This is a genomic window from Actinomadura geliboluensis, assembly GCF_005889745.1.
GTDB classification, from domain to species: domain Bacteria; phylum Actinomycetota; class Actinomycetes; order Streptosporangiales; family Streptosporangiaceae; genus Spirillospora; species Spirillospora geliboluensis.
Genome location: NZ_VCKZ01000232.1, coordinates 1 through 14,805, shown reverse-complemented (window position 1 = coordinate 14,805; position 14,805 = coordinate 1). Strand labels below are relative to the sequence as shown.

Here is a 14,805-nt window from a genome sequence, read left to right as displayed (position 1 = left end):
GACGTGAACCCTCTGAACCCCGCCCCGCCCGACCCGGTTGCAGCCCGGCCGGAAAAACCTTCAGCGGAGGGCGGCGTAGACGCCGGCGGCTACGGCGCCGTAGGCGAGGTGGGGGACGGCGTCCATCAGCCAGTCGGTCGGCGACCATTCGCGGGGGTCGGTGAGGCCGAGGGCGGTCATCGGCGCGCTCGACCCGATCATCGCGAGCACCGTCAGGGCCGCGGTCGCGACCGGCATCGGGACGCTGCGGCGTCCCGCGATCGCGCCGTACGCGGCCCCGGCGCCGAGGCCGGTGCCGAAGCCCAGCATCGGGCCGAGCCCGGCCTTCCGGTTCTCCGCCTTCTCGCCGTCGCCGAGGTCCACTCCGGCGGCGTCCGCCAGCTTCTCCACGCTCTGTTCAGGGGTGCTGCTGGCCGGACGCCCCCGAACCGCCATGTCCAGATACGTCACCGCGTTGAGGGCGGTGGTTCCGGCGGCACCGGCGATCAGTCCGCGCGTCATCTTGTCCATGCCCTGCCCGCTACCCGAACGAGCGGCGATCCCACCCGGGCGCGCCAAGGCATGGACGTCCGGGCAGCGGGTAGCCCGTGCGTGCGCAGGTAGAGCCCTGCCCGCGCGGGCCGAGGACGCACCGACGACGGGAGGCGCCGATGAGGGAGTCGATCCGCCTCGGCCGCATCGCCGGCGTCCGGGTCGGCGTCAACTACAGCGTGCTGCTGATCGTGGTGATCCTGGTCTTCGGGCTGGCGTTCGGCCGGTTCCCGCAGGCGCACCCGGGCCTCGCCACGTGGGTCTACGTCGTGGCGGGCCTGGTCAGCGCGGTCCTGCTGCTGGTGTCGCTGCTCGTCCACGAACTGGCGCACGCGGTCGTCGCGCGCCGCAACGGGATCGAGGTCTCCGGCATCACGCTGTGGCTGCTCGGCGGCGTCGCCGAGCTGCGCGGCGAACCGCGCTCGGCGGGCGCGGACCTGCGGATCGCCGTCGTCGGCCCGCTCGCCAGCCTCGCCGTGGGCGGGATCTTCGCGGCGGCGGCCGCGGTGGCGGCCGCCGCGACCGGCGCCGGCCTCGGCGTGGAGACGCTCACCTACTTGGCCGGGATCAACGTGATCCTCGCCGTGTTCAACCTGGTCCCGGCGGCGCCGCTGGACGGCGGCCGGGTGCTGCGGGCGTACCTGTGGTGGCGCCGCGGCGACCGGACCGCCGCCGCCGTCACCGCCGCCCGCGCCGGACGGTTCTTCGGCTACTTCCTGATCGCCATCGGCTTCCTGCAGTTCGTGCTCGGGCTCGGCTTCGGCGGGCTGTGGCTGGCCCTCATCGGGCTCTTCGTCGTCGGCGCCGCCAGCTCCGAGGAGCAGCAGGCGCGGGTCAACGCGGCCCTGCACGGCATCCGCGTCGGCGAGGTCATGACCCGCGACCCCGTCGTGGCGGACGCCGAGCAGCCGGTGCAGGCCCTGATCGACGAGATCGTCCTGACCCACCGCTTCTCGACGTACCCGCTGGTGGAGGACGGGCGGCTGGCGGGCCTGGTGACGCTGAACCGCGTCCGCGCGACCCCGCCCGAGGAGCGGAGCACGCTCCGCCTCGCCGACATCGCCTGCCCGCCCGACCAGGTCCCGACCGCGCACCCGGACGACCCGCTGACCGACCTGCTGCCCCGCATGGCGGGCTGCACCGACGGCCGCGCCGTCGTGCTGGGCGGGGGCGACCAGGTGGTGGGCCTGGTCAGCCCCAGCGACATCAGCCGGGCGATGCAGACCAGCGACTTCCGCAGCAGCCACCCCTACCCGCCGCCGCGCGGCGCGGACATGACGCTCCGGCACGGGCGGCGCGGCCCCTGGTCGTCCTGAACACGGGCGCGGCGGACGGCGCTCAGGTGTCGCTCGTGACCTGCTTCGACACGACGGCGGCGGGCGCGGCCGGGGCGCGATGGGCGCCGGCGACCGCGCGGCGTCCGGACGGGATGGTGGCGGCGATGAGCGCGGCCAGCAGCGCGACGCCGGCGCCGATCAGCAGCCCGACGCGGAACCCGTTCTCGGACGCGAGCTCGTGCCCGCCGAGGTTGATGGTCATCTCGGCCAGCACCACGCCGACCACGGCGGCGCCGACGGAGGTGCCGAGGGAGCGCATGAGCGTGTTGAAGCCGTTGGCGGCGGCGGTCTCGCTGAGCGGCACCGAGCTCATGATCAGCGCGGGCATCGCGCCGTAGGCCAGCCCGACCCCGCAGTTGATGATCATCAGACCGACCATCAGGCCCCAGGCCGCGCCCATGAGCCCGAGCGAGGCGCCGTAGCCGGCGGCCACCACCAGGATGCCGATGACGAGCGTGAACTTCGGGCCGCGGACGTTGGTGATCTTCCCGCCGATCGGGGAGACGAGCATCATCACGATGCCGGCGGGCGCCATCCACAGGCCGGCGGCGAGCATCGACTGGCCGAGGCCGTATCCGGTCGCCTCGGGGTACTGCAGCAGCTGCGGGACGATCAGCATCGACGCGTACATGCCGACCCCGACGAAGATCGAGGCGAGGTTGGTCAGCAGCACCCGGGGACGGGCCGTGGTGCGCAGGTCGACGATCGGCTGCGTGGTGCGGATCTCCCAGACGCCCCAGCCCAGCAGCACCACGACGGCCGCGACGAACAGGCCGAGGGTGGTGGCGGACGCCCAGCCCCAGTCGGCGCCCTTCGACACCGCCAGCAGCAGGCAGACCAGCCCGATGCCGAGCCCGACCGCGCCGGGCGCGTCGAACCGCTCGCCCTTGGCGCCGGCCGGGACGTCCGGGATCAGTCGCCAGATCAGCACCGCGATGAGCACGGCGAGGCCGGTCGCCCCCCAGAACAGCACGCGCCAGCTCGCGTACTCGGCGATCGCCGCGGCGATCGGCAGGCCGAGGCCGCCGCCGATGCCCATGGACGCGCTGACCACGGCGATGGACGAGCTGAGCTTCTCCTGCGGCACCACGTCCCGCAGCAGGGCGATGCCGAGCGGCACCATGCCCATCCCCATGCCCTGCAGCCCGCGTCCGATGATCATGGGGACGACCGACGACGACAGCGCGCACACCACCGAGCCCGCGATCAGCGGCACCGCGCAGACCAGGAGCATGGGGCGCTTGCCCACGAGGTCTCCCAGGCGGCCGAAGACCGGCACGCACACGGCCCCCACCAGCAGGGTGACCGTGATGACCCACGCGCTGTTGGACGGCGAGGTGTGCAGGATCTTGGGCAGGTCCGCGATCAGCGGCGTGACCAGCGTCTGCATGATCGCGGCGGTGATGCCGGCGAGCGCCAGCGTGGCGACCACACCGCCCGATCGGGCAGCGGGCTGAGGGGCGTCCATGACGCGGCTCCTTGCGTGTCGTCCGTATCCGTCCGGCCGTCGGCCGGCACCAAACGTGCACGATACACGTACTATGTATGAGGCACACGATGTGTGTGATGCACACCTCTCCGCGCGTCCGGAGAGCTCTCTGCGAGGATGGAACCGGGACGCCCCCGAAGGGGCGGGCGGTCCCGGCAGGAGGAGGGCAACGGCCATGGTCAGGCCCACGCACGAGGTCGAGTACGAGCAGATGCTGCTCAGCCGGCACGAGGTCATGCGCCACCGGGCCGGGAGACTGGAACGCAGCGCCTACGTGCTGCTCAGCCGGATCCGCCTCCAGGGGCCGATGTCCATCGGCGAACTCAGCGAGGCGTTCGGGCTCGACGCCTCGACCCTCAACCGGCAGACCGCCGCGGCGATGCGCGCCGGCCTCCTGGAGCGCATCCCCGACCCGGAGGGCGGCATCGCCCGCAAGTTCCGCATCACCGCCGAGGGCGCCCGCCTCCTCGACGAGGAGCGCACGATCATCATCAACGGCCTCGACCGCGTCATGGCCGACTGGTCGGACGAGGACATCGCCACCTTCGCCGCCTACCTGCGCCGGTTTAACACCGACATAGAACGCCTCAGCGGGCGCACCTGGCCCCGTCCGACGAACACGAAGAAGAACTCGGACGCCGACCAGCCCGCGGACACCAGACTCCACGCCTGACAGCAGACGATCTGACCGCGCCCTACCGGGCCGTCCGCCAGAGCGATCCCATCGTTCAGGTGCACGCGGACATGGAGGCCCTGCTGCACGACGCCGGCCTGCCGCGACCGTGCTGCTCGCAGGCCACGACCCGTCCGGGCACGCGGACGGACGACGGGTAGCCCGGCTCAGCGGCGGCCGTGCTACGCGTCGTCCGGCTTCGGCTCGGTCGCCGGGACGCCGCTGTAGAGGACCTCGCGGGCCTGGTCGGAGGCGCGGCCGAGGCTCTCGGCGACGAAGTCGAGGAAGCGCGAGACGTTCTCCAGCCGGACGGCGGCCGGGCTCCCGGGCCCCAGGATGCCGACGCCCTGCCGGAGGATCTCGGCCTGCTGGTGGAGGGACCGGACGCTGCCGATCATGGACTGGTAGTAGAGGTCCTCGTCGACGACGTAGCGCTCGCGGCGGCCCTCCTCCCGGACCCGGCGGACGAGGTCCTGGCTCTCCAGGAACTTGATCGCCTTGGAGACCGACGCCGGGCTGACCTGGAGCCGCTGGACGAGCTCGGACGCGGTGAGGCTGCCCGAGTCGCTCATATAGAGGGCGACCAGCATCCGCGCCATCATCCGGTTGGCCAGGCCCGACTGCATGAGGACGTCCGTGACGGCCTCCTCGTACTCGCGCAGCGCCTCGGGGTCGCGCCCGTCGGCCTGCGGGATGGCGCCCGGCGCGCGCGAAGCGGTCTGCCTGCGCCGGTTGGCGCGGCGCTCGGTGGCGCGATGGGCGAGGTCGGCGCGGTAGCCGGTGGGCCCGCCGTTGCGCATCACCTCGCGGGTGACCGTGGACGTGGGTCGGTCGAGCCGTCTGGCGATCTCCGCGTAGGCGAGGCCGTCGGCCAGGCCCAGCGCGATCTGCCGGCGTTCCTGCTGGGTGAGCCGGCCTCCCGGCATCGCGGCCTCCTTCATGCGTCTGCGCTCCGCGCCCAGCTTAGCGTTCACGGTCATTCATTGCAACGCAGCGACAGTCGATCATTGCATTCTACTTCAGGTTGTTGCAACGATTATCGTATGTTGACGTGCAGTGATGTTGTTCTAGTGCAACGAGCTTGTTGCCAGGATCGGAAAGGCAACGTAGCGTTTCCATTGTTCGAAACAACGAGCAGAGGAGCGCACGATGCACCGCTTCGACACCCCCGCCCCGATCACCGCCGTCCTCGACATCCCCGCGGGCCGCGTCCAGATCATCGCCGCCGACCGGGCCGACAGCGCGGTCGAGGTCCGGCCCGCGAACCCCGACAAGTCCCGCGACGTGCAGGCCGCGGAGCAGACCGAGGTCGAGTACGGCGACGGCGTGCTGCGGATCACGGGCACCGCGCCGCGCAACCAGCTCTTCGGCCCGTCCGGGTCCGTCGAGGTGACGGTCCAGCTGCCCGCCGGCTCCCGGGTCGAGGCGAAGTCCGCCAGCGGCGAGTTCCGCGGCGTCGGACGGCTCGGCGAGGTCGCCTTCGAGGGCTCCCACGGCCCCATCAAGATCGACGAGGCGGCGGGCGTCCGGCTCACCACCGCCGCCGGCGACGTCTCGGTCGGCCGCCTCACCGGCCCCGCGCAGATCAGCACCCAGAAGGGCGACATCAGCGTCGCCGAGGCCGTGCGCGGCACCGTCGTGCTGCGCACCCAGTCCGGCGAGGTGTCGGTCGGCGCCGCCGCCGGGGTCTCCGCCTCGCTGGACGCCGGCACCTCCCACGGCCGGATCCGCAACTCGCTCAAGAACGCCGGCGGCGTCGCCGACCTGGCGATCCACGCCACCACCAGCCACGGCGACATCGTCGCCCGCAGCCTCTGAGGAGCACCCACCATGACCCCCCTGGCCATCGCCGCGACCGGGCTCCGCAAGTCCTACGGCGACAAGACCGTGCTCGACGGCGTCGACCTGGCCGTCCCCGAAGGGACGATCTTCTCCCTGCTCGGCCCGAACGGCGCCGGCAAGACGACCACCGTCCAGATCCTGTCCACCCTGATCGAGGCCGACGGCGGCGCCGTCCAGGTCGCCGGCCACGACCTGGAACGCGAGCCGGACGAGGTGCGCGGCGCGATCGGCGTCACCGGCCAGTACTCCGCCGTCGACAAGCTGCTCACCGGCGAGGAGAACCTGCTCCTCATGGCCGACCTGTGGCACCTGTCCCGCCGGGACGGCAAGCGCAAGGCGGCCGAACTGCTGGAGCGCTTCGACCTGGTGGACGCGGCGCGCAAGCCCGCCTCCACCTACTCCGGCGGCATGCAGCGCCGGCTCGACCTCGCGATGACGCTGGTCGGCGACCCGCGCCTGATCTTCCTGGACGAGCCCACCACCGGCCTCGACCCGCGCAGCCGGCGCGGCATGTGGCAGATCGTCCGGGAGCTCGTCGCGGGCGGCGTCACGATCTTCCTCACCACCCAGTACCTGGAGGAGGCCGACGAGCTCGCCGACCGGATCGCGCTGCTCGACCACGGGCGGCTGATCGCCGAGGGCACCGCCGAGGAGCTCAAGCGGCTCATCCCCGGCGGCCACATCGAGCTCACCTTCGCCGACGCGGACCTGCTCGGCGCGGCCCGCGACGCCGTCGGCACCGGCATCGCCGACGCGGACGCGCTCACCCTGCGGGTGCCGAGCGACGGCGGCGTCCACGCCGTCCGCGAACTGCTCGTCCTGCTGGACGGACGCGCCATCGACGTCGCCGAGATGAGCGTCCACACCCCCGACCTCGACGACGTCTTCCTCACCCTCACCGGCCAGCAGAACCAGAAGGAGCCCGTCCGATGAGCACCCTCGCCCTCGCCGCCCGCGACTCGTCCACCATGGTCCGGCGCCAGCTCAAGCGACTGCTCCGCTACCCGTCCATGACCGTCCAGCTGATCATCACGCCGGTGATCCTGCTGCTGCTGTTCGTCTACGTCCTCGGCGGGACGCTCGGCGGCGGCCTCGGCGGCGGCCGGGACGCCTACGTCGACTACGTCCTGCCCGGCATCCTGCTCATGGCGGCGGCCACCGCCGCGACGGGGACCGCCGTCATGGTCGCCACCGACATGACCGAGGGCATCATCGCCCGCTTCCGCACCATGCGGATCTCCCGGGCGTCGGTGCTCACCGGCCATGTCGTCGGCAGCGTCGTCCAGCAACTCCTCGGCATGGCGGTCCTCATCGGCATCGCCTTCGCGATCGGGTTCCGCCCGAACGCGACCGCCGTCGAGTGGCTGGCCGCCCTCGGCCTGCTGACCCTGTTCATCCTGGCCGTCACCTGGCTGGCGGTCGCGCTCGGCCTGAAGTCCTCGACCCCCGAGGCGGCCAGCAACGCGCCGTTGCCGCTCGTCCTGCTGCCGTTTCTCGGCAGCGGCTTCGTCCCCACCGACTCCATGCCCACCGCCCTGCGCTGGTTCGCCGACTACCAGCCCTTCACCCCGATCATGGAGACCGTCCGCGGCCTGCTGCTCGGCACCGAGATCGGCGACAACGCCGCGATCGCCACCGCCTGGTGCGCCGGCATCGCCGTCGCCTCCTACCTCTGGGCCAAGCGGACCTTCAACAAAGCCTGACCCCAATGCCCGCCCACCGACAGGGCCGCCCGACCACCAGGTCGGACGGCCCTGAACTTTTGTGAGGGACATGCCCCTCCCATTCGAGCTGTCACAAACCGCGGGGCCGGTTGGTCGTACGTGGTGGCGGACGGCGACCGACGCCCCGGGGAATGGCATTTCACCGCCATTCATCGACCCGGACGAGGCACATTGACCGCCCCCTTGGTCCGGGCGCGATGCGCGAAACAAAGGAGACGGACATGATCGTGGTGGTGGCCGACGGCTCGCAGGCGGGCCTTCGGGCCGTCGGATGGGCCGCGCGCGAGGCGGCTCGGCGCACGATCGCGCTGCACGTCCTGCACGCCGCCTCGGTGGCGTGGAAGGCGTTCGCCGAGGAGGACGGGATCGCCGAGGCCGTGGAGGCGATCGGCGACGGCCCCGGCGCGGTCCTGGAGCGGGCGCGCGCCGCGGCCCTGGCCGCCGAGCCCCGCGTCCCCGTGACCACCGCGGTCGTCCGGGGCGACCCCCGGCCCGCGCTGATCGAGGCGGCGCGCGAGGCCGAGCTGCTGGTGATCGGCGACCGGGGGCTCGCCGACCACGGCCTCGGCACCTTCAGCGAGCCGCCGGTCAACTCGGCCGGGCTGGGCGTCTCCACCTACGTCCTGTGCGACGTGGTCGTGGTGCGCCGGACGGCGCAGGCCGTCCGGCTCTCGCCCGCGCAATGGCTGTTCGACCCGGTCGATGCCCAACAGGACGAAATCGGCCTGCACGGGCTGCTGGCGACCACCGGGCCACTGGAACTGCACCTCAATTCCGGCCTCCTTTTCCCCGGCTAATGGCGCGGGAGGCGGCCATGAGAAGGAACGGAGCGGTCGCGCGAAGGGATGGACGCCGACCGCTCCCGCTGAACCGGTCTCCTGAACGCCTGCGCGGTCACCACGTCTGGTCGCCGGAGCGCACCATCATCTGGTTGACGGCGACCCGCCGGTCCCGCGTGACGATGTAGCCGATGGCGTCCGCGACGTCCTCCGCACGCAGGGCCCCCGCCCCGGCGATGCCCTGGCCGGCCTCGCCGAAGCCGGGCTCCACCACGCTGACCCGGACCCGCTCGCCGAGCAGCTCCTGCCGCAGCGATTCGGTGAAGGCGTTCAGGCCGGACTTCGTCAGGGAGTAGACGCTGCTTCCCGGCCGGGCGGCGCGCCCGGCCGTCGAGCCGACGTTCACCAGGTCCGCGACCTGCCGCGGCGACGTCGCCGCCGCGTAGATCAGGTGCGGGACGGCGGCGTGCGTGACGTGCAGCAGCGCCGCCACGTTGAGCGCGACCATCCGGTCCCACTCCTCGACGGTGGTGTGCAGCGCCGAGTTGAGCAGCATGATCCCGGCATCGTTGACCAGGACGTCCAGCCGCCCGAACCGGTCCAGCGCCTCCTGCACCGCGTCCTCGGCCCGGTCGGGCTCGGTGAGGTCGGCCTCCACCGCGACGGCGTACCCGCCGAAGTCCGCGATGTCGCCCACGACCTGCCGCAGGCGGTCGCCGCGGGGGCCGAGCAGCGCGACGACCGCGCCCTCGCGGGCGAGGCGGCGCGCGGTCGCCGCGCCGATCCCGTCGCCGGCTCCGGTGACGAGCGCGACGGCTCCCTCCAGCGGCTGCTCCGACAAGGCTGCCTCATTCGCTCGTGGCCACGGAGGACTCGGTGACCGGTGGACCCGGGAGCCGGTCGCTTGACCCGCGCCTCCGGGCGCTCGGCGGAACGCCGACGGTCCAAATCTCGTCCAGCCGGTCACCGGTCGCACCAGGGTGTGTCACTGGTCGGCTCCGGCTAGGGCCGCCGAGACCGCCCGAACGCCGCTACGCGCGGGGTGTGGACACCGACTCGTCGCGCGGCAGGACGCCGGGGAGCTGCTTGCGCGAGCTGATTCCGAGCTTCGCGAACACTTGCCGGAGGTGCCATTCGACGGTGCGGGGGCTCACGAAGAGGCGGGCCGCGACCTCCGGGTTGGACAGGCCGTCCCGGACGAGCAGGGCGATCTGCTGCTCCTGCGGCGTCAGCCGCACGTCCGTCGCGGCGTCGTTCCTGCGTTTGCGGACGGTCTCGCCGGTCGCGAGCAGTTCGCGCCGCGCGCGCTCGGCGAACGCCTCCATCCCGATCGACGTGAACATGTCGTACGCGGTGCGCAGGTGGGTCCGCGCCTCGACCCGCCGGCGGTCGCGGCGGAGCCACTCGCCGTACAGCAGGTGAGCGCGGGCCAGTTCGGGGCGCAGGACCGTCCGCCCCAACCGCTCGATCGCCTCCCGGTACAGGTCGGCCGCGGCGCCGTCGTCGCTCAGCAGCGCCCGGCAGCGGGACAGGATGCCCTGCGCCCAGTCGGTGTCGCAGGGTTCGGCCGTGCCCGCCAGCTCAGCCAGCGCCCCGTGGGCCGCCGTGCCGTTCCCGGTGCGCGCCGCCGCCTCGACGAGCTCGGGCAGCGCCCACTGGCAGACCAGTTCGTTCGCGCTCTGGATGGTGGCCTGGGCCGCCGACAGCGCGCGCTCGTAGTCGGCCAGGCCGTTGTAGAGGATCGCCGTCGCCCACTGCGCGGTCGCGACGCCCGCCAGCTGGCCGCCGGCGCCCGCCTCCTCGATCGCGGCGGTGAGCAGCGGCGACGCGTCCGCCTCCCGGCCCCGCAGCGCGGCCAGCAGCAGCCGGGTGTGCTGCGTCATCGGCACGCCCGTCGCGGCGGCGACGTCCTCGGACTCGGCGGCGATCTCGGCGGCGGCGTCGAGGTCGCCGCTGAGCGAGACCGGGATGCCCAGCGCGTGCAGGTAGACGGGAAGGTCGGCGAGGGCGCCGGCCGCGCGGACCTCCGCCAGCACCCGGGCGGGCGTCCCGGTCATGAGCCCGTCCTCCCAGGCCAGCGCGACCAGCCCGTTCGCGGCCCAGCTCCACTTCAGCAGGTCCTGCGAGGGGGCGTCGGTGAGCGCGCGCACCGCCTTCCGCATCACCGGCAGCGCGGCGCTCCGGCCGGCGGTGACGAGCAGCGCGTAGCTCTCCAGCACGAGATCGCGGACGCTCGGCGGCCCGTCCGGCGGGGGCAGCCGCCCGATCGCCTCGGAGATCGCCACGAGGCTCTCCCGGTTCGCGGCCCCGTAGGACGCGCTGCCCCAGGCGATGAGATAGGTCTCCCGCGCCGCGTCCATGTCGAACGGCTCCAGCCGCCGCGCGGCGTCCAGCAGCATCGGCGGCGCCGCGTCGTCGAAGCCCGCCGCGAACGTGATGTGGCTGTGGACGAGGTGGGCGCGCACCCGCTGGATCTCGGTCCGGGCGTTCCGGTCGGCGAGGGCGGCCAGCTGCCGCGCGGCGTCGAGGTCGCCCGCCCGGAGCGCGGCGTCGGCCGCCGCCAGCGCGCGGTCGGCGCGCCGCGCGGTGTCGACGCTGAGCACCGCGGACCGCTGCAGGAACGCCGCCGCCGCGGCCAGCCCGCCGCGCGCCTGCGCCCGCCCGGCGGACCGTTCCAGTTCGGCGGCGACCTCCTCGTCCGGCCCGGTCGCCGCGGACGCGAGATGCCAGGCGCGGCGGTCGGGGTCGGCCTCCGCGTCCGTCACCTCGGCGAGGGCCAGATGCGCCGTCCGGCGGTCCCGCCGCCCCGCCGACCCGTACACGGCCGACCGCACCAGCGGATGACGGAAGATCACCCGGGTGTCGAACTCCAGCAGCCCGTCCGTCCCGGCCGCGAGGGCCGCCTCGGGCGTGATCCCGAGCCGTTCGGCTGCCGCCCAGACCAGGGCGGGCCGGCCGGTGGGCTCGGCGGCGGCGACCAGCAGCAGCATCCGGGTCTGCTCGGGAAGCGCCTCGATGCGGGCCAGGAAGCTCTGCTCGATCCGGTTCGGGAGCGCGCCCGCGTGCGGCAGGCCGAACCCGCCCGCCAGCTGCGTCGCCGACAGCCCGCGCGGCAGTTCCAGCAGGGCCAGCGGGTTGCCCCTCGTCTCCGCGAGGAACCGCTCGCGGACGTGCCGGTCGAGCCGGACCCGCGCCACCGATTCCAGCAGCGCCCGCGCGTCCGCCTCCGCCAGGCCCGCGACCTCCAGCTCCGGCAGCCCGATCAGATCCCGCGGACGCTCCCGGGAGCCGAACAGCAGGGCGACCGACTCGGCCAGCAGCCGACGCGCGACGAAACCGAGGATCTGCGCCGACGCGCGGTCCAGCCACTGCGCGTCGTCCACCACGCACAGCACGGGGCCCTTCTCGGACGCGTCCGAGAGCAGCCCCAGCACCGCGAGCCCGACCAGGAAGCGCTCCGGCGGGGGCCCGGCGCGCAACGCGAACACCGTCTCCAGCGCCTCACGCTGCGGCTCCGGCAGGTTCGGCAGGCCGTCCAGCAGCGGGACGCACAGCTGGTGCAGAGCGGCGAACGCCAGCTCCATCTCCGATTCGACGCCCGCCGCACGCAGCACCCGGATGCCCGTCGCCGCGCGCTCGGCGTACCCCAGGAGCGCGGACTTTCCGACCCCGGGCTCTCCCAGCAGGACCAGCACGCGGCTCTCCCCGGCGCGCACCGCCGCGATCGCCTGATCCAGAAGGGCGCGCTCCGCGTCCCGCCCGAGCAGTTGGTCCACCGCTACCAGCCTTAATTGCGGACGATGCCGCAGCACCGCTCATTATGTCCGAATGCGCCCGGCGGTGGAGAGGGCGAGGGATGCGCTGAGGCAGAGACGATCAGGCGACGACCGAGCCGATGAACTCGTCCAGATTCGCCCTGATGCGCGCAGCCTTCTCCTCGACGGGGACACCGTCGTCACCGGTGCCCAGCAAGGTCTGCTTCCGTCCCCGCACGTAAAGGGAGCAGGCCAGGTCGGCGCACAGGTACCGGCCAACGGTGTTGCCCTGCTTGCCGGCGTCGCCACCGCGCCGCGCGCTCATCAACGCGACACCGCCGCCCGTGTGCACGGTCTGGCAGAACGAGCACAAGCTGGTCGAGTTGAACCCGCGCGCCTTGCCCGGCGCGGACGCGAGCCGCAACGCCACCCCGGTGAGCCGGTCGTCCGTCTCGACGACCAGGTAGGCGCGGTCGGGGGCCTTCGGGTCCCGCCAGCCGAGGAAGTCGAGGTCGTCCCAGGGCGACTCCGCGAAGTCCTTGGGAAGGGTGAGGCGCTTGGCCTCGCCCTTGGAGCAGTTGACGAAGCAGGACCGCAGGCCGCGTTCGGTTATCGGACGCATGACCTGCGAGTTTAGGTTCGCGTCCCACGCACGGGCAAAGCATTATCGGCGTAGCTCAGCGCAGGTTCTCGTTGGTACGCGCCCACCAGACCGCCACTGCGGCCGCCAAGGCGAAGGCACCACCGACCCACAGGACGGCCTGGAGGGTGAGCGAGTCGACGATGACACCGCCCACCAGGGCGCCCAGGCCGATCGACAGGTTGAACACCGCCACCCACAGTGAGGAGGCCGCCTCCACGGCCTGGGGCGCCGCCTTGATCATCCACGTCTGCAGGCCGACCGAGACGCCGCCGAAGGCCAGGCCCCAGGCGATCAGCAGGACGGCGCCGCCGGCCAGCGTTCCGCCCAGCACCGGGTAGAGCGGCATCGCGGCCGCCAGCGCCACGGCGATCACCAGCACGGTCCGGTGCGGACGGCGGGCCAGCGCGGCACCGGCGATGAAGTTGCCGGCCATGCCCGCCGCACCGAAGGCGAACAGCAGCGGGCCGACGAGCCGCTCGTCGATTCCCGACAGCCTCTGCAGCGCCGGGCTGACGAAGGTGTAGGCCGCGAAGTGACCGGTCACGATGAGGAACGTCGCCAGGATGCCGACGCGGACGCCCGGGTTGCGGAACTGCGCGGCCAGCAGCCGCGGCCGGACCGGACGCGACGCGGCCAGCGGCGGGAGCACGGCCAGCAGGGCCAGCAGCGCGAGGAGCGCCAGGGCGCTCAGCGTCGCGAACGCGACGCGCCAGCCGGAGAAGTCGCCGAGCAGCGTGCCGAGCGGGACGCCGAACACGTTGGCGGCTCCGACGCCGCCGAAGATGACCGCGGTGGCGCGCGGCACCGCCGCCGGGGCGACGAGCCGGACGGCGAGGCCGCTCGCGACGGCCCAGAAGCCGCCGATCGCCACCCCGACCAGCACCCGGGAGGTCACCAGGACGGTGAAGCTCGGCGCCAGAGCCGAGGCCACGTTGGCGAGCGTCATCAGCCCCATCAGCCCGAGCAGCAGCAGGCGACGGTCCATCCCGCCGACGAGCACCGGGACCAGCGGCGCCGCGACCGCGGCGACCAGGCTCGGCACCGTCACCATCAGCCCGGCCGTCCCCTCGGAGACCGCCAGCGCCGACCCGACGCGGGTCAGCAGCCCGATCGGCAGCTGCTCGGCGGTCACCAGCAGGAACGTCCCGAGCGCCACCACGGCGACCGCCGCCCACCGGTTCTTCGGTGGAGCCTGCTCCGCCCGGACCGCGGACTTGCCCATCGTCGTCACGGATGCCTCCTCATCATTTGGGAACGATCGCTCCCATATGACGACGGACCCTAGTATGGGAGCGATCGCTCCACAAGCCGGGTAGGGTGACGGATATGGCACGCCCCCGGCAGTTCGACGAGCAGGACGCGGTCACCCGGGCGACCGGGCTGTTCTGGCGCCGCGGCTACAACGCCACCTCGGTGCGCGACCTGGGCGCCGAACTCGAACTCACTCCGAGCAGCCTGTACCGGACGTTCACCGACAAGCACACGCTCTTCCTGCGCGCGCTCGACCACTACCGGGCCACCGACTCCGCCGAGGCCGAGCAGCGGCTGGACGCCGCCGGCCGCCCGGTCCGCGAGGTACTGCGCGACTGGATGCTGTGGCTGGTCTCCTGCCCATCCGACGGCGAGCCCGGCCGGGGCTGCTTCGTGGTCAACACCGCCACCGAGCTCGGCACCACCGACGACCAGATCCACCAGCGGACCGAGGCTGCCTTCGAGGTCACCCGCCAGGCCCTGCGCTCACTCCTGCGCGAGGGCCGCGACAGGGACGAACTGCCCACCACCCTCGACATCGACGCCTCGGTGGAACTGTTGTTCACCACAGTCCTCGGGCTCCGCGTGCGAGAACGCGCCGGCCACGACCCCGCCCGCCTGGCCACCGCGATCGACGCCGCGATCCAGTCCCTGGACCCCGACACGACCACGGACCGGTAGATCCGAACAAGACCATCTACAACAAAACTATCTGCTAAAGTCCTTCCTGTTGGCTACCACCAGGAGGGCGACCATGACCGACGACAACACCCCCGAGTAC

The 14,805-nt window shown here is 73.0% G+C and carries 14 protein-coding genes; 7 read left to right on the top strand and 7 right to left on the bottom strand.

Annotation, left to right across the window (positions count from 1 at the left end):
• Window positions 1–60: 60 nt before the first annotated feature.
• The gene (locus ETD96_RS27350) at window positions 61–510 is read right to left on the bottom strand and encodes a hypothetical protein (protein ID WP_138639363.1); all 450 of its coding nucleotides are present in this window, start codon (window positions 508–510) and stop codon (window positions 61–63) included.
• Window positions 511–650: 140 nt separating this feature from the next.
• Here ETD96_RS27350 and ETD96_RS27345 point away from each other — a divergent pair, with 140 nt between their 5' ends.
• Window positions 651–1,847, top strand: a complete 1,197-nt coding sequence (locus ETD96_RS27345; protein ID WP_138639362.1) for a site-2 protease family protein — start codon at window positions 651–653, stop codon at window positions 1,845–1,847.
• A 22-nt stretch (window positions 1,848–1,869) separates the two neighbouring features.
• Here ETD96_RS27345 and ETD96_RS27340 read toward each other — a convergent pair whose 3' ends face one another.
• Window positions 1,870–3,336: an MFS transporter gene (locus ETD96_RS27340; RefSeq protein ID WP_138639361.1), complete on the bottom strand. Its 1,467-nt coding sequence runs from the start codon at window positions 3,334–3,336 to the stop codon at window positions 1,870–1,872.
• Between the two features lie 196 nt (window positions 3,337–3,532).
• On the opposite strand from ETD96_RS27340, the gene ETD96_RS27335 reads away from it, so the two are divergent.
• Window positions 3,533–4,030 carry a MarR family winged helix-turn-helix transcriptional regulator gene (locus ETD96_RS27335; RefSeq protein WP_138639360.1) on the top strand — a complete coding sequence of 166 codons (498 nt, stop codon included), beginning with the start codon at window positions 3,533–3,535 and terminating at the stop codon, window positions 4,028–4,030.
• Between the two features lie 182 nt (window positions 4,031–4,212).
• Here ETD96_RS27335 and ETD96_RS27330 read toward each other — a convergent pair whose 3' ends face one another.
• Window positions 4,213–4,956: a helix-turn-helix domain-containing protein gene (locus ETD96_RS27330; protein ID WP_138639365.1), complete on the bottom strand. Its 744-nt coding sequence runs from the start codon at window positions 4,954–4,956 to the stop codon at window positions 4,213–4,215.
• Window positions 4,957–5,179: 223 nt separating this feature from the next.
• Here ETD96_RS27330 and ETD96_RS27325 point away from each other — a divergent pair, with 223 nt between their 5' ends.
• The 4 genes from ETD96_RS27325 to ETD96_RS27310 all read left to right on the top strand — a co-directional run bounded on the left by ETD96_RS27325 (window position 5,180) and on the right by ETD96_RS27310 (window position 8,393).
• Complete coding sequence (locus ETD96_RS27325) at window positions 5,180–5,848, top strand: DUF4097 family beta strand repeat-containing protein (protein ID WP_138639359.1); 669 nt, start codon at window positions 5,180–5,182, stop codon at window positions 5,846–5,848.
• 12 nt (window positions 5,849–5,860) lie between these two features.
• A complete protein-coding gene (locus ETD96_RS27320; protein ID WP_138639358.1) occupies window positions 5,861–6,805 on the top strand; it encodes an ATP-binding cassette domain-containing protein in 945 nt (314 codons plus the stop codon).
• Complete coding sequence (locus ETD96_RS27315) at window positions 6,802–7,575, top strand: ABC transporter permease (RefSeq protein WP_138639357.1); 774 nt, start codon at window positions 6,802–6,804, stop codon at window positions 7,573–7,575. The genes ETD96_RS27320 and ETD96_RS27315 overlap by 4 nt, the downstream gene beginning before the upstream one ends.
• Before the next feature lie 242 nt (window positions 7,576–7,817).
• Window positions 7,818–8,393, top strand: a complete 576-nt coding sequence (locus ETD96_RS27310; RefSeq protein ID WP_171069254.1) for a universal stress protein — start codon at window positions 7,818–7,820, stop codon at window positions 8,391–8,393.
• Window positions 8,394–8,490: 97 nt separating this feature from the next.
• On the opposite strand, the gene ETD96_RS27305 is transcribed toward ETD96_RS27310, so the two are convergent.
• From ETD96_RS27305 to ETD96_RS27290, 4 genes are all read right to left on the bottom strand, one after another.
• Window positions 8,491–9,216 (bottom strand): SDR family oxidoreductase, encoded by a 726-nt coding sequence (locus ETD96_RS27305; protein ID WP_138639355.1) that lies wholly within the window; start codon window positions 9,214–9,216, stop codon window positions 8,491–8,493.
• A 190-nt stretch (window positions 9,217–9,406) separates the two neighbouring features.
• On the bottom strand, window positions 9,407–12,151 hold the full coding sequence (locus tag ETD96_RS27300) for an ATP-binding protein (protein WP_240808273.1): 2,745 nt from the start codon (window positions 12,149–12,151) through the stop codon (window positions 9,407–9,409).
• A gap of 100 nt (window positions 12,152–12,251) precedes the next feature.
• Window positions 12,252–12,752: an FBP domain-containing protein gene (locus ETD96_RS27295; RefSeq protein WP_138639353.1), complete on the bottom strand. Its 501-nt coding sequence runs from the start codon at window positions 12,750–12,752 to the stop codon at window positions 12,252–12,254.
• Between the two features lie 55 nt (window positions 12,753–12,807).
• On the bottom strand, window positions 12,808–13,995 hold the full coding sequence (locus tag ETD96_RS27290; protein ID WP_138639364.1) for an MFS transporter: 1,188 nt from the start codon (window positions 13,993–13,995) through the stop codon (window positions 12,808–12,810).
• Window positions 13,996–14,099: 104 nt separating this feature from the next.
• On the opposite strand from ETD96_RS27290, the gene ETD96_RS27285 reads away from it, so the two are divergent.
• Window positions 14,100–14,705 (top strand): TetR/AcrR family transcriptional regulator, encoded by a 606-nt coding sequence (locus ETD96_RS27285; RefSeq protein WP_138639352.1) that lies wholly within the window; start codon window positions 14,100–14,102, stop codon window positions 14,703–14,705.
• The last annotated feature ends 100 nt before the right edge of the window (window positions 14,706–14,805 follow it).

Bases quoted from the DNA above. Each gene is read 5' to 3' on its own strand.
- ETD96_RS27290 (WP_138639364.1), bottom strand. From the start codon at position 13,995: ATGGGCAAGTCCGCGGTCCGGGCGGAGCAGGCTCCACCGAAGAACCGG.
- ETD96_RS27345 (WP_138639362.1), top strand. From the start codon at position 651: ATGAGGGAGTCGATCCGCCTCGGCCGCATCGCCGGCGTCCGGGTCGGC.
- ETD96_RS27285 (WP_138639352.1), top strand. From the start codon at position 14,100: ATGGCACGCCCCCGGCAGTTCGACGAGCAGGACGCGGTCACCCGGGCG.
- ETD96_RS27315 (WP_138639357.1), top strand. From the start codon at position 6,802: ATGAGCACCCTCGCCCTCGCCGCCCGCGACTCGTCCACCATGGTCCGG.
- ETD96_RS27295 (WP_138639353.1), bottom strand. From the start codon at position 12,752: ATGCGTCCGATAACCGAACGCGGCCTGCGGTCCTGCTTCGTCAACTGC.
- ETD96_RS27325 (WP_138639359.1), top strand. From the start codon at position 5,180: ATGCACCGCTTCGACACCCCCGCCCCGATCACCGCCGTCCTCGACATC.
- ETD96_RS27340 (WP_138639361.1), bottom strand. From the start codon at position 3,336: ATGGACGCCCCTCAGCCCGCTGCCCGATCGGGCGGTGTGGTCGCCACG.
- ETD96_RS27320 (WP_138639358.1), top strand. From the start codon at position 5,861: ATGACCCCCCTGGCCATCGCCGCGACCGGGCTCCGCAAGTCCTACGGC.
- ETD96_RS27310 (WP_171069254.1), top strand. From the start codon at position 7,818: ATGATCGTGGTGGTGGCCGACGGCTCGCAGGCGGGCCTTCGGGCCGTC.
- ETD96_RS27330 (WP_138639365.1), bottom strand. From the start codon at position 4,956: ATGCCGGGAGGCCGGCTCACCCAGCAGGAACGCCGGCAGATCGCGCTG.
- ETD96_RS27335 (WP_138639360.1), top strand. From the start codon at position 3,533: ATGGTCAGGCCCACGCACGAGGTCGAGTACGAGCAGATGCTGCTCAGC.
- ETD96_RS27350 (WP_138639363.1), bottom strand. From the start codon at position 510: ATGGACAAGATGACGCGCGGACTGATCGCCGGTGCCGCCGGAACCACC.